Origin of the sequence: Kitasatospora sp. NPDC052868, from assembly GCF_044547105.1 — a bacterium.
Classification (GTDB): domain Bacteria; phylum Actinomycetota; class Actinomycetes; order Streptomycetales; family Streptomycetaceae; genus Kitasatospora.
The window spans coordinates 49,295-61,847 of record NZ_JBITZW010000035.1 but is presented as its reverse complement, the minus strand read 5'-3'; the positions used below and the strand labels follow the sequence as shown (position 1 = coordinate 61,847).

At 72.3% G+C, this 12,553-nt stretch carries 15 protein-coding genes; 6 read left to right on the top strand and 9 right to left on the bottom strand.

Going from position 1 to position 12,553, the window contains the following annotated elements:
* The first annotated feature begins 481 nt into the window (after window positions 1–481).
* Entirely contained in the window at window positions 482–622 is a 141-nt protein-coding gene (locus ACIGZJ_RS34655; RefSeq protein WP_396461014.1) for a hypothetical protein, read from the top strand.
* A 60-nt stretch (window positions 623–682) separates the two neighbouring features.
* A complete protein-coding gene (locus ACIGZJ_RS34650) occupies window positions 683–1,159 on the top strand; it encodes a hypothetical protein (protein WP_396461013.1) in 477 nt (158 codons plus the stop codon).
* A gap of 98 nt (window positions 1,160–1,257) precedes the next feature.
* On the opposite strand, the gene ACIGZJ_RS34645 is transcribed toward ACIGZJ_RS34650, so the two are convergent.
* The 3 genes from ACIGZJ_RS34645 to ACIGZJ_RS34635 form a co-directional block, all read right to left on the bottom strand.
* Window positions 1,258–2,691, bottom strand: a complete 1,434-nt coding sequence (locus tag ACIGZJ_RS34645; protein ID WP_396461012.1) for a replication-relaxation family protein — start codon at window positions 2,689–2,691, stop codon at window positions 1,258–1,260.
* A gap of 1,188 nt (window positions 2,692–3,879) precedes the next feature.
* Window positions 3,880–4,257, bottom strand: coding sequence for a peptidase inhibitor family I36 protein (locus tag ACIGZJ_RS34640; protein ID WP_396461011.1), 378 nt, complete (start codon window positions 4,255–4,257; stop codon window positions 3,880–3,882).
* Between the two features lie 730 nt (window positions 4,258–4,987).
* On the bottom strand, window positions 4,988–6,358 hold the full coding sequence (locus ACIGZJ_RS34635) for a hypothetical protein (protein ID WP_396461010.1): 1,371 nt from the start codon (window positions 6,356–6,358) through the stop codon (window positions 4,988–4,990).
* Window positions 6,359–6,632: 274 nt separating this feature from the next.
* Between ACIGZJ_RS34635 and ACIGZJ_RS34630 the strand changes: the two genes are divergently transcribed.
* Entirely contained in the window at window positions 6,633–7,484 is an 852-nt protein-coding gene (locus ACIGZJ_RS34630) for a hypothetical protein (protein WP_396461009.1), read from the top strand.
* A 341-nt stretch (window positions 7,485–7,825) separates the two neighbouring features.
* On the opposite strand, the gene ACIGZJ_RS34625 is transcribed toward ACIGZJ_RS34630, so the two are convergent.
* The 4 genes from ACIGZJ_RS34625 to ACIGZJ_RS34610 all read right to left on the bottom strand — a co-directional run bounded on the left by ACIGZJ_RS34625 (window position 7,826) and on the right by ACIGZJ_RS34610 (window position 9,925).
* Complete coding sequence (locus ACIGZJ_RS34625) at window positions 7,826–8,662, bottom strand: hypothetical protein (protein ID WP_396461008.1); 837 nt, start codon at window positions 8,660–8,662, stop codon at window positions 7,826–7,828.
* A 139-nt stretch (window positions 8,663–8,801) separates the two neighbouring features.
* The gene (locus tag ACIGZJ_RS34620) at window positions 8,802–9,074 is read right to left on the bottom strand and encodes a hypothetical protein (RefSeq protein WP_396461007.1); all 273 of its coding nucleotides are present in this window, start codon (window positions 9,072–9,074) and stop codon (window positions 8,802–8,804) included.
* A gap of 61 nt (window positions 9,075–9,135) precedes the next feature.
* Window positions 9,136–9,297 carry a hypothetical protein gene (locus tag ACIGZJ_RS34615; protein ID WP_396461006.1) on the bottom strand — a complete coding sequence of 54 codons (162 nt, stop codon included), beginning with the start codon at window positions 9,295–9,297 and terminating at the stop codon, window positions 9,136–9,138.
* Window positions 9,298–9,583: 286 nt separating this feature from the next.
* On the bottom strand, window positions 9,584–9,925 hold the full coding sequence (locus tag ACIGZJ_RS34610) for a hypothetical protein (protein WP_396461005.1): 342 nt from the start codon (window positions 9,923–9,925) through the stop codon (window positions 9,584–9,586).
* A 176-nt stretch (window positions 9,926–10,101) separates the two neighbouring features.
* On the opposite strand from ACIGZJ_RS34610, the gene ACIGZJ_RS34605 reads away from it, so the two are divergent.
* From ACIGZJ_RS34605 to ACIGZJ_RS34595, 3 genes are all read left to right on the top strand, one after another.
* The gene (locus tag ACIGZJ_RS34605) at window positions 10,102–10,332 is read left to right on the top strand and encodes a hypothetical protein (protein ID WP_396461004.1); all 231 of its coding nucleotides are present in this window, start codon (window positions 10,102–10,104) and stop codon (window positions 10,330–10,332) included.
* An 85-nt stretch (window positions 10,333–10,417) separates the two neighbouring features.
* Window positions 10,418–10,855, top strand: coding sequence for a hypothetical protein (locus tag ACIGZJ_RS34600; RefSeq protein WP_396461003.1), 438 nt, complete (start codon window positions 10,418–10,420; stop codon window positions 10,853–10,855).
* Window positions 10,856–11,182: 327 nt separating this feature from the next.
* Complete coding sequence (locus ACIGZJ_RS34595) at window positions 11,183–11,770, top strand: RDD family protein (RefSeq protein WP_396461002.1); 588 nt, start codon at window positions 11,183–11,185, stop codon at window positions 11,768–11,770.
* A 25-nt stretch (window positions 11,771–11,795) separates the two neighbouring features.
* Here ACIGZJ_RS34595 and ACIGZJ_RS34590 read toward each other — a convergent pair whose 3' ends face one another.
* Window positions 11,796–12,146 (bottom strand): hypothetical protein, encoded by a 351-nt coding sequence (locus tag ACIGZJ_RS34590; RefSeq protein WP_396461001.1) that lies wholly within the window; start codon window positions 12,144–12,146, stop codon window positions 11,796–11,798.
* Window positions 12,147–12,212: 66 nt separating this feature from the next.
* Window positions 12,213–12,488 (bottom strand): hypothetical protein, encoded by a 276-nt coding sequence (locus ACIGZJ_RS34585; RefSeq protein WP_396461000.1) that lies wholly within the window; start codon window positions 12,486–12,488, stop codon window positions 12,213–12,215.
* Window positions 12,489–12,553: the final 65 nt, after the last annotated feature.

Sequence of the window (12,553 nt, the reverse complement as noted above, 5' to 3'; positions counted from 1 at the left end):
GCGGGCCGGCACCACTCCGCTTCGCTCCATGGTGCCGGTGGGCTGATGCCCGTTCACATGGTTGAACTGGTGTTCTGGCTGAACTCACGACAGGCTGACTAGGGGGAGGGGTGCGCGTCGGGGGGCGTGCGGGCCGGCTTCACTCCCGCCATATTGGTCTAGATCATTCTCCCAGACCAGCATTTCACCTCCGGGCGGGGCGGGGGGCTATCCTCCGAGGGTGAGCAGCGGTGACCAGTGTATCAGTTGCAGCCTGTCAGGAAACCCTGCCGGATACGGGGTCCATCCCCGGCTTTTCCGAGATTTCCTGATTTTTCTCCGAGGCGACTGATGGACTATCGAAAGTCGCTCGCAAATGGGCTTGAATTCCAGCCCACTCTGGCCGCCTCGGTTCGGCCAGTGAATGTATCAGAAACGCACCGTCAGCAGTTCCTGCCAGATCCCGGGTCCGGCCTGGGGAATTCGAGGGGAGAGCTTTTCTGTGAGTGTGGAGACCTTCCTGGCGGAGGATCAGGAGCCCGAGGAGATCCGGCTTCGCCATCACCAGGTGGAGGTGCCGGAGGCGATCGTGCGGGGCCTGACGCTGCGCCTGGGGCAAAGTGCGCCGGCGGGCTGCGGGTGACCGCGCAGATGGCCAACGCGCTTACGCCAATCAATGCAGTTGATGAGCTCTTTGGGGGGGATGCTATACATCGCGCCTATCGGAGGTGGCGCTTCTGGGGATAAACCAGCCATCGAGATCATGTCAACCCAAAGGGTGATAAATATTTCCAGCGAATTGTACCCGCATGGATATATCGTCTTCTATCAGGTTGTCGCAACCATCATTCCCCTGTTGACCTTGAATTACTTCTTTAACGTCAAGGCGACGGAGACCCTCGCGAAAGTCACCGAAAAATGGTCGAGTTGGGCCAAATGGCTAGCCGTTCTCATTACTCACGCACTCGGACCAATTGCCGCTTTCGCGGGTGCAGTCACGAGTGAGATTGCGTGCCTCTTTGCGCTTTACAGAAAAGAGGCAACGGCAGCAAACGAATTCTGGACCATTGCTGGATTGATGGCTCTGGTAGCCGCTGGGGGCGTGGCCTGGGTAACAACTTTCATTGCTCGCACACCTAAGGTTGTAGAGGAATTCAAGCGCGCGCTCAATGGGCAATGAAACAGACCCGACACTGCTGCCCCACCATAGCCAGGCCTATCAGTGAGAACCGGACGCTCGGGCCCCACGGCGCTCTGGCCACGTCGGCCAACAGGTTCTCAGGTCTGCTTGGCCTTGTTCTCCTTCCTCGGCTTTCGAGGGCCAAAGAGCGTGCGAAGGATGGTGGCATTCTCAGCGGTCTGGGTGAGTTCGATGTGTGCCTCGGCGGCCTGGGTGATCTGCTGGGCGGCTTCGGCTTCAGCGGCCTGGTCGGCCTTCTGCTGGCAGAAGTGGCAGAGCTTCTCGCCGTCGGAGGCGTAGCGGGGGTTCTTGTACTTGTCGGCGGTGCGGTGGCAGTGGGGGCAGGCGGTGGCGAGGAGTTCGCGTTGCTGGCGGCGTTGTTCGGCGGCGGCCTGATCGGCCTGCTGCTGGGCGCGCTGGGCTTCTTGGTGCCGGGCGTACGCCTGGGGTCCGTCGTGGTCGTCGAGGGCGGTGTGGAGGGGCTGGAGGGGGCCGTCGCGGCCGGCGCGGCGCCAGATCGGGGAGAGGGGGCCGCGTTCGATCAGCAGCTCCAGGTTGGTGAACAGGATGGGGATGGCTTCGCTGTGGTCGTAGTAGCCGTCGCCGAGGTGTCGGCCTTGCCAGTGGCGGCGGGTCATCTCGGTGAGGGCCGTCACGCGTTGGCGCATGGCGCGCTCGCCGAGGTGGCCGAGGACGATGGCCACGGGCGGGTAGCCGGGGCGGCCGGTGTCGGGGTAGGTGCGGCGCCAGTGTGGCTCGGTCTTCTTCCACTCCAGGTAGCCGATGGTGCCGCGGGAGTGGGGGTTGGGCAGCGGGTGGCGGTGGTCGAAGAAGCCGCGGTAGTCGTCGAGCTTCTTGGCGACGATCGGGTTGGACTCGTTGTCGAGGTCGACTTCGACCAGGAGCACCGGGATGCGGTGGTCGGGGGCTTGGAGGACGGCGTCGGTGCGGACGGTGGGCTTGTGTGGGGTGAGGTGTTCGATCTCGGTGGCCCACTGCTCGATCCGGCCGAAGCCGGGCCCGACGCCGGGGGCGGTGCGGTCGCCGTTGACCTGCTTGTCCGGGATGTTCGGGCCGGTGCCGCCGGCGACGAAGGCGATGATGGTCTCGGTGACGGCCAGGGCGTGCCCGGCGGCCGAGCTGGCGCCGGCCTTGCGGGCGATACCGCCCATGTCCCGGCCGTCCGGGAACAGCGCCTTCGCGGCGTCGCGGCCGGCGGTGGTCATCCCCCAGATGTCCCGGCCGTCCTCGCCGGTGCCGTGCTTGACGGTGATCCGCTTCTTCTCCAGATCGTTCAGCGCGGCGCGGGCGAACTTGTTCTCCAGGGCGTGCGGGCGCAGCAGTCGCCACAGCTGGTGTGCTGTGACGATCTTCAGGACGGCGATGGCGCGTAGGACGTCGGCGCGCAGGTCGTTGGAGGAGCCGCCGGGGTTGGTCTTGGACGCCTTGCGGGTGCGCGTGTGCGGCGCGGCGGCGGCGCCTTGGGCGTCGGGCTGGTCGGGTGTGCCCGGGGCGGGCTGGCGGTGGCTCACGGCGCTCCCCCTCGCTGGTGTGCGGTGCGGTGGCTGACTGCTTTGCATACCGCACGTCGCCGACAAGTCGATCACGCCCAACACCGGCCGCCACCGACCGGCTCCGCCCCAGCACCGGCCCGCCTCGGCCGCCGCCGGCCCGCCCGGCCCGGCCGCCCGCACCCACCGGAACGCCGAGCTGCCCGGCCGCGGCGCGAGCACCGGGCCACGCCCCTGGGGGCTGGGGGGACAGCCCGGGGGTTGGGCGAAGGGCCGGAGTGGCCCGGAGCGAGACCCTGATGGAGCCGCGCTAGGCGACAGAAGGGTTGTCGGCGTTTCCGGTGGGCCTGGGCAAGGGGTCTGACCTGCGTTGATGCCCCATCAAGGTGAGGGGTGACCGGAAGCGGTATCGGAAGCGGTACTGGAAGCGTGCCGCCCGAGTGATCCGGGCCCGGGACAACGGGTCGCGGGGCGATTCTCACCGGCCCCGGCGGCCGTCCGGGCGGCCAGGCCGCGCTGGTTGGACAGTACCCGGCGCAGGCCTTCGGCACGCCGGCTTTCAGCCCGCCAGGGTGCCGGTCCCGCCGGTCGTCGGGGACGGGACGGTGCGCAGCCGGGCGGCCGGTGGTGTGGGTGCGGGGGTGCGGGCCGGGGCGAGGTACTGCGGGATGACGGCGGCCAGGCCCTGGGCGGCCTCCAGGAGGAGCGGGTCTTCGCCGGGCCGGTCGAGGAGGGCTTGGGCGAGGCGGAGCGCGGACTCCAGGACGGCGGCGGGGGTGCGGACGTGGCGCAGTGCGGCGATGGCGTCGACGGCTTGCTCGGCGGGCCCTGCGGTGAGCTGTGGGGCGTCCGGGTGGGTCGGTGGGTCCGGGACGGCGGCCGGGCCCGCCCAGGCGGCTGTGGGCGGCCTGGGGGGCGCTGGGGGCGAGGGCGCGGACGGCGCCGGGGCCGAGGGCGCGCCGGGCGGAGGACGGGTTGCTCACGGGGCGTTCAACGAGTCCGGGTGCGGCCCGGTGGCGGGCGGCGGCCCTGGACGACGCGGCCGGCACTACCGGACGCACCACGCCCAAGCGGGACCGGTCGGCGGCCTGCGGTGCCGGCCCAGGCGGCACAGATGGCCACACCTACCGGGTGATGTTTCGTGACGCCGTTTGGAATGCCACCGCCCCCGTACCCGGCTCGGGTGGGGGCGGTGGCGTGGGTTTGTTGTCAGCAGTCGCCCCAGCTGTTGGAGCTGCCTTCGTGAGCGTGAGCGCTGTCAGGTCCCGGCGAGGAGGTGCCGGCCTTGATGACCTTGACGCTGCCCAAGTAGCCCTCGTACTGCCACACGCAGGCGTTCAGCCCCGAGGTTCCGTGGTTGTACCAGGACGAGTCGTGGTTGTTGATCGCCCAGGCCGCCCACGAGGAGTTCGACCCGGAGAACTTGTACATGTTGCCCTGGTAGTTGATCTGGTCCCACACGCAGAGGTAGCCGCTGGGACAGGCGGCGGTGCCGGTGGTTGTAGCCGAGGCGCCGACGACGGGGCCAGCGATAGTCAGCGCGGCAGCGAAGCCGACGGTCAGGGCAGAGACAAGGATCCGGCGCATGGCGGTATTCCTCACGTCGAAGGCGGATTGGTGTGCGCTCAGCAACCACCCGCAACCTAGAGCGTCAACACGCACCGATCCTCACGAGTGACGCTAGGTGACGAAATTCGTGCCCATAGCGACGTAAGAGGCCTTCTTGACACACCCTTGAGGGCGAGGGCGCGGGCGGCGGCCCTGGACGACGCGGCTGGCACCACCGGACGCGTAACACCCAACAGCCCCCGGCAGGGCGAAAGCCCCGCCGTCCGGACCGTCACCCAAACCGCACCCACCACACCACCAGCAACCAGGGAGAGGGACAGACAGAGGGGGTTGTCTGATTTTCCGTTGCGCCGGAAATTGGCTCTGAGCTGGGGAAACGTCGGATGGTCACGGGAAAGGGCGTGATACCTGCGGTGGTACCTACGTGGAAACCCGGCGCGGCTGGTCGGCGGCCGTCGGCCGGCCCCGCAGGCTGCGGACAGCTCTTCCGGACGCGAAAAGACCAACAGCCCGCCGCAGGCGCGAACCCCGAACAACACTCGTACGGACGGTCTACAGGTGCGGGCCGATCAGCAGCACGGTGAGCGCCGCGCCGTCCCGGCCGCCGTGCTGCTGGTGGCTGGTGCGGGTCGGTCCCAGGCCCAGTAGATCCGCCAGGCGCCGGCGCCGGTCTCGATGTAGGAGTCCCAGACCCGGCGGCGGCCGTGCCCGGGCAGGGCCTGGTAGCGGTGGGTACGCAGGCCACCGGCTAGACCTGTGCCAGGTAGGCCTTCATGACGGTGTGCGCGGCCTGCTCGGGGGTGTCGTGCAGGACCGGGTCCTCGGTGGCGGAGTCGACGAGGAAGCACTCCTCGTACACCGCCACCCACCGCCGCTTGTAGCCGGGCAGCCCCCGCTCGACCCAGCCCACGGTGTGGCCCTCCCCGGTGACCAGCCAGACGTCGGGCTGGACCGTCCAGCCGTGCAGTGCCCACCAGTCACCGAACACGGCCGGGTCGAGGTGGCGGCGGGCGTCGCTGTCGGGCAGGCCGCGCAGCATCGGGTGGCGCGGCACGGTCACCAGGCCCGGGTCGACCGCCCGCGGGCCGATCCACCCGGACGCCTGCGGGGCCGGGACAGGACGCGCGGCGGTCGGCGTGGCGACGTCGCGGGCGGTCGGCACCGGCGCGGCCGGCCGCGAGGTGTGGGCGGCCTGCAGAGCCTCCAGCGCCCCGCCCGGGTCGCGGTGCGTCCGGGGCCGGCCCAGGCTCCCGGTGAGCGCCCGGGCGCCGCCGCCGTCCAGGACCCGCACCGCGATCCACCCGCCCAGGCCCCATGGCCCGTCCGGCAGCAGGGTGGTCCAGCCGACCCTGACGCCGCGGTGGTGCAGTTGCCGGACACCGGCGGCCTGCCGCGCCGTCCAGGAGGACAGCGTCCAGTCCGGCCCGAACGTGAGCGCCAGGTCCTCGGTCCGGTCCGGGTCGCCGAAGCTGCGCACCGGATCGGCGGTCCGGCGCAGCAGTGCGTCTGGTTCCGGGGCGCCGTCTCGGGGTCCGGTGGTGTCTGTGGTGCTTGTACGGGTGGGGGTCGGTGCCGGCTGTGCGGCGGCGGGAGGGGTTTCGTCGCGGTCACGGAAGTCGGGCGTGGACGGCTCCGGTGGGCCGGGCGGGGTTTCGTTGCCGCGACGGAAGTCGGGCGCGGCGGGCTCGGTCAGGGGTGGTTGTCCCCCGTCGGCGGGGTGGGGTTTCGTTGCGTCGGCTGCCGGGTCTGTGTCCCGTGCGGCCTGGGCGGTCAGGTCCGCGGCAGCGGCCAGCAGTGCCCGGAGCGCGGCCGCCGGCCGCTCGGTGCCGCTGTCCTGGTCGAGGGTGTCGGCGAGCGCAGTGGTGGTGGCGGTGACCGCTGCGGCGAGTTCCAGCAGGCGTGCCCGGCGTGCTGCTTGTGCCTCGTCGGGGGCGGTGGCCTGCGGTGTTGCCTCGGCGGCCTGGGCGCGGCGGCGCCGGTGTGCGGCGGATCGGCATGTCGAGCCGCAGTAGCGGGCGGGGCGCCCGGTCCCTGCCGCGTGCCGTACGCGGCCGCACTCCTCGCACGTCCCCGGGGGCCGCAGCGGCAGGTCGACAAGGGTCGGCTGATCCACACTCATGCCCTCAAGCCTAGGGTTTCGTTGCATCCGGCCCGGCGGCGGGGCCGGACGCCGGGTGCGGTCCGGACCGGGGTCTTCGGGCTGCCGGGGCGTCGGGGCGGGTTTCGTTGCCGCAACGTCCCGCCGGGTCGGCGTGGCCCGGTGGCGCGATGCCGGGTTTCGTCGCGGCGACGAAAGGCGCCCGCGCGACCGGCTCCACGGGGTCGCCGCGGTCGCGCGCGTGGACCCGCTGCGTGCCCGTGACCGGTCGGGCCCCGCAGTGGTTGCACCGGGCATGACGACTCCTCCGCTGCCCCGGTCCCCACTTCCGCACTCCCCCGCCCCTGACAGGACCGGCACTGGCGGCGGCGCCCAGGCGCGGCGCGGGCAGGAGCCGGCGGCGCTGCACCGCGCCGCCGGCGCCGGACAGGCCGCGGCCGCGTGGGTGCGTCGGCTCGCCGCCCGGCAGGGCGATCAGGGACACGCCCGGGCGCTGGAGCGGGCGGCCGACGCGATCGAGCGGGCGAGCGGGCCCGAGGTCATCCCCGGCGGCGACGGGCACCTGGTCGAGGAGCTGCGCCATGCGCTGGCGGCGGACGTGCTGCTCGGCGCCGCCCGCACCGGCACCCTGCCCGAGCTCCACCCCGGCGAGCGGGGCGTCCTGGTCGCGGTGTGCGCGCTCGCGGCCGCCATGCCGGGCTGTGTGCTCGGCGACCTGGAGCACGAGCTCGGCGTGCTCGCTGGCGAGCTGGAGCACACGGCCGAGGCCGGCCGGACCGCGACCACGGCCAGCGAGACCCGTCAGCTGCCCGCCCGCCGGCGGCGGCTCGTCCTGGGCGGCGACCGCGACGACTCGCCCACCCTGCGGCACGTCGGCGCCCGCGCAGCGCACGCCTTCGAGATCGCCCTGCACTACCAGGGCCGCGGCCAGGAGGCGCGCACGGAGGCCCTGTTCAACGCCCTCGCAGCCGCCGGACCGGGCATCGCAGCCACCGCGCTGGCGAGGATCGCGGACGACCCCGCACTCGGCCTCGACGACGACCAGAAGGACTACCTCCACACCGTCGCCGCCGACCTCGACATCGACACCGTCGCGAACCTCATCGGCGCAGGCAGCGGCCACGCCCCGGCCGCCAGCCCGGCGTAACCGGTTCAGGCCCGCGGACCGGCCACGGCGCAAGCGCTCCCGCCCGGTCCGAGCGGCCTGCGCCCATCGGCCGCCACGTGCCGGGGGCGGTCGGGCTGCGCGGCGGCCGGGGACTGGAACGGTGAGCGCTCCACCGGCAGCAGCCGACGGGGCTCATCGGCCAGAGGGAGATCGGCGGAGGGCTCGGAGAAGGGCTGCCACAGCGGGCGCCGACCGTGTTGATCACTCATGGCTGACAGTCTGTCACCCTCAGGCCACCACCCTGATGGCGGATGTACCAGACCCCAGGTGCCGAGCGGGGCGGCACCGGCGTCGGCCTGGACGAACGGCACGGCGGCGAGTCACCACCGGGCCAGGAACGCGCGCAGCTCATCGCGCTGGCGGGCCTCGTCGGCGAGGACGTCGGCCAGGACGCCGCGGTCGACGTACGGCTCGACGGCGGCCATCAGCAGCCGGTGCAGGTCGTCGCGCTCCAAAGCCTCGATCTCCCACTGGACCGGGCGGGCCGGGTCGAAGCCATACTTCGCCGCGAAGCGGGGCCAGCGCGGGTCGCCCTTCTTGCCCTCGGCTGGCGGCAACCCGTACGCGATCCGCTGCTCATTGGTGAGCAGCACCCGCTCGACGGTGTCCCAACAGCCGGTGCGGGCGATCCAGTCCTCCTCGATCCCTTCACCTGAGCAATCGAAGTCCCCGAAGTAGGCCAACCTCACCTCCCGCTCTTCCTGGGCGGTGCGGTCGCGGACCATCTGGACGTAGGACTGGGAGCCGTAGCCGCGCACCACGATCACCGGGATGCCGAGTTCGTCCAGCCAGCCGGTGAACTGTGCGCGCAGGGTGTCCTTCTCCGCCGCGACGTACAGCGCCACGTGCTGGCCGCGGGTGCGGTCCAGGCGGAACCAGCCGGGCATCTGGGCGACCATCGCCCCCGCGTCGTCCCAGGCCGCCGGTGCGTGGACCTGGCGCAGTGTGTCGATCAGGTCTGGGAAGCGGCCTTCGCGGCGGGCCTTCGCCAGGTGGGCGGACAGGTGCTTGTAGGCGGAGGCGGTGTGCGGGATCACCGCCTGGGTGATGAGTTTGTAGTAGACCTGGCGCAGCGTGCAGTCGCCGCCGTAGCCGACCACCACCAGCCGCGCCTGCTCGACCACCTCCGGCCACCTGGTCCGCTCCATGGGGGACATGTACCCATTCCGCGGCGGTATGGGACACGCTCCCCGGCTGCTACGGGCCGGGGTGGACCTCCAGGGCTGTTGAAGGCGGCCAGCAGCACGCCGGTATCGGCGACCGCCAGCACCGGGCCGGGCGGCGCAGTGGGTGGGGTCACCTGCCGAAGCCTTCGGCGAGGTGCTCGTCGGCGTGGGTGGCCAGGTCCGGCGGGCCGTCGAACAGCGCCCAGTCCGCGAACTCCGACTCGCCGATGCTGCTGGTGGGCAGCTTCAAAGTGCCAGCCGCGTACTCCAGCGCCAGTGCCTCCGGTGACCGGCCCAACACGCCGGCCAGCTCGCACAGCACCGCCGCCTCCAGCCCGGTCACCGTCACCTGCGCCGTGATCGGCCGCACCTGCGGCCTCGGCGGCTCTGCCTGCTCGCCCATCACCAGTACCTCTCTGTCCAGGACCAGCCCGGCCGGTACGGCCCGACGCAGCGGGTGGTCGTTATCGGGGCGGCAGCAGGACGCCGAGCTCGACCAGGCGGCGGCGCTTGGCGTCGCACTCGGCGGCCTCCTTCGCGAGGCCGGCGGCCCAGTCGGCGAGCTCCTGGGCGAGCTCGGCCACCGGCCGGCCGGTGTTGAGGTGGTCCTCCCTGAATCGCGTCATCGGCCCGAATCCGCGGCCCGTGCCGGAGCCGAGCCCGCGGAAGGCATCCGAGATGCCGTGCATGCCGCCCATCAGGCCGGAGTGGAGGAGGTTGTACTCCTCAGCCGGCTGCGGTCGAGGTCGGTGTCATCCGTTTGGTCGGTCACGGCGCCAGCCTCCCACCCGCGCGCCCGTCCGAACCGGATTCACCGAACGGGGGACACCGCGGGCCTGCCCCGGCCGCGCTGTTCCAGCCACCAGAGCGCCTCGGCCACGTCCAGGCCAGTCGGCTGTTGGCCTTGGTCGGTCACTCGGCACCCTTGCGGGCCAGCAGTTCGGCCACGGCCGCGTCCACGGCGGCGGCGGCCTCGGGGTCGGCGGCGAAGAACACCCGGCCCCGGTAGTCGGCCACGATCTCACCGACCGCGAAGAGGTCGATCACCGCGCCGACCTGGTCGACTTCCTCGATGCAGTCGACCGGCACCCCGCGCAGCAGCAGCTCGGCGAGCTCGGCGTCCAGGCACTCGGCGTCGCCGGGTGAACCGTGGCCGGCCCGCAACGCGGCGCGCAGTTCCTGGACCGTCTCCATCGGCGGCAGCCCAAAGCTGCTGCCCTGGCCGGATACGTGCTCGGCGGGCTGAGCACTCATCCCTACCAACCCCTCTCCACGTCGGCTGAGCCCGGCGCCGGGCCGAGCCCTGTGCCATCGACGGTAGCCGCCCCGGGCCGATCCGTGGGCCGTTCGGGTCGGCCTCACCCCGTCGCCTCGTATCAGCTCGAGTGCCGTGCCGTCGGCAGCACGGGTGTGCGACCTACGATGGGCCGGTGTCCGACACCGATTTCCCCGCTGACCTGCTCGAACTCCAGCGCCGCTGGTACACCGCCGAGGCCGACTGGGCCGCCGGCCCGACCGAGGAGAAGCGGAGCGCGTTCACCGCGGTCGGTGCCGAGCTGCACGCCCACCCGTACTGGGCCGGTGCCGAGAACCGGCACAAGGCCGCGATGAAGCTCAAGCAGGCGACCCGGCCGAACGCCGTGCAGGGCCCGGCGGCCTGACCGCCGGTCCGCCCTGCGTGTGCGTCGGCCTGCCCCCGGGCCGGGTGATGGTGAAGGGGACCAGCGAGCACTTCGGGAGGCAGCGGTGGCAGGCCAAGTCGGGGCCGACGGGACGGACGAGGCGCACCGCCGGCCGCCGGGCGTGGACGACGCCACCGTGATGGCGCTGGGGATGCTGTCGAAAGCCTTGGAGTACACCGAGCGGGCCCGCGGCCACCTGTATGCGGTGCATCAGATGACCGGCGGCGCCGACCGGATGCTCGCCGAGGCGGTGCGGATGCTGCGCCAGGCCGGGCGCGGGGAGCAGGCCGACCTGGTCGAGCGTGAGCTCCTCGGGCGGGACGTCGTCCCGGGGATGTGGACCTACCAGCTGATCGAGGCGTACGACCGGACCTACTACAAGGTGTTCGCCGCCGTTGAGGAACAGGTTCGACAAGACCTCGCCGCCGGCCGCCGGCACCTTGCCGAGGCCGGGATGCAGCGGGCCGCCCGCTCCCGCCGCCGCGGCTTCAAGGCTCCGTAGCCGTCCGAGCGCCCGACGGGCCAGGGACGGGGCGCAGGCGGCCGGGGCCCCGGGGGACGAGGGGGGCGTTCCGCGGGGCCCCGGCCGGTGGGAGGTCAGCCGCACCCAAAGCCGGGCGCGACTGCTCTGCTGGGCGGCCCAGGAATGCTGTGGCGGGCCGGCCGTGCCGGGAATGCTAGACCCGCCTATCGGCGGGTGACCAGGGCTTTGACCTGCAATATTTCGGCCGCGAACATGCCAGATGAGGGCGCATGGCGTCCGGGGCGCATGACGTGGTCCGCGCCCCGGCGTGGCGTGCCCCGACCCGCCGAGGGGCGTTGACCGGTCATGACCGATCACACGCTGTTCCCCTCCCAACCGCCGACTGTGCCCTGGTGGCACCCCGGCGCGCCGGCCGGCCCGGCCCCGGCCTCGCCCGCGAGGAGGACCGGCATCCCCGGCCTGGCCTCCTGGGCGCAGCGGGCGACGGCGGCCGGGATCGAGGTGGGGATCGCAGGCGGGCTGATGACGGCGTACCTGGCCGCGTTGTCGGCGCTGGCGCCGGCGTTCGCGGCGCTGCAGTTGCTGGCGCTGCTCGCGGACACGGACATCCGGGGCGCGCTGGCGGGCGGGTACTGGGTGGTCGGAGGCGGGTGGCTGGTGCTCCAGTGGGCCGAGCGGGGGCGCACCGGGCAGGGCCTGGGCGGGCGGCTGGTCGGGATCGTGACGGTCGATGAGGACACCGGGGCGCCGATCGGCGCGGCGCGGGCCGTCTGGCGCGGTGTCCTGCACGGCCTGGACGCGCTGCCAGCCTTCGCCGGCTTCGTCCGCCCCGTCACCCACGTGCGGCGCCAGACGTGGGCCGACACCATCAGTCGCAGTGTGGTGGTCCGACGGGAGCTGATCGACCGGATCGCTCTGCCCCGCCAGCAGTAGCCGGCGGTGACGGCCCCGTCCGGTGCTACAGGTGCGGGCCGATCAGCAGCACGGTGAGCACCGCGCCGGCCCCGCGGCCGTGGGCCTGGTCGCCGCCGTCGGCCGGGCCCCAGGTCCAGTAGATCCGCCAGGCGCCGGCGCCGGTCTCGATGTAGGAGTCGAAGACGCGGCGGTGGCCGTGGCCAGGCAGGGCGCGGTAGCGGTGGGTGCGCAGGCCGGGGTGGCGCGGGTCGGCGGCGAGCCGCTCCAGCGCGTGGCGCACCCGGCGCAGTTTCACCGAGTCGGCCCGCCGTCCGCGTTCCAGGCAGGTGAGGGTGCGGGCGGCGGCGGGGTGTAGTGCAGCGTCGGCATCGCGGTCTCCTTCGGTGCAGGACATGCGAAGAGGGCCCGGCTCCCCGGTGTGCGGGGAGGCGGGCCCTCGGTGGGCGGGTTGGGTGGCGGGTCAGTCGGCGGGGTCGGCTTCCCGGCCCGTGGCCGCGATGCACTCGACGTCGAGCTGGTCGGCGTAGCCGGTGAGGTCGGCGGCGTAGAGCTCAGCGGTGCGGCGGCAGTCGGTGTCGTCGCAGGGGGAGGCGGTCCAGCCGGCGGCGATGGTGCGCAGCAGGAGGGTGACGGCGGTGGCCGGGATCATCAGCCGGCCGCTGAGCAGGTCGTGGACGACGGTCAGCGGCAGGGACGGCGGACCGTCGTGGGCGGTGTGGTGGAAGTGGTCGCTCATTGTGTTCTCCGAATTTCGGTGAATTCTGTTCGGGGTCGCGCAAATAGAAAGTCCCGGCCGCTTGG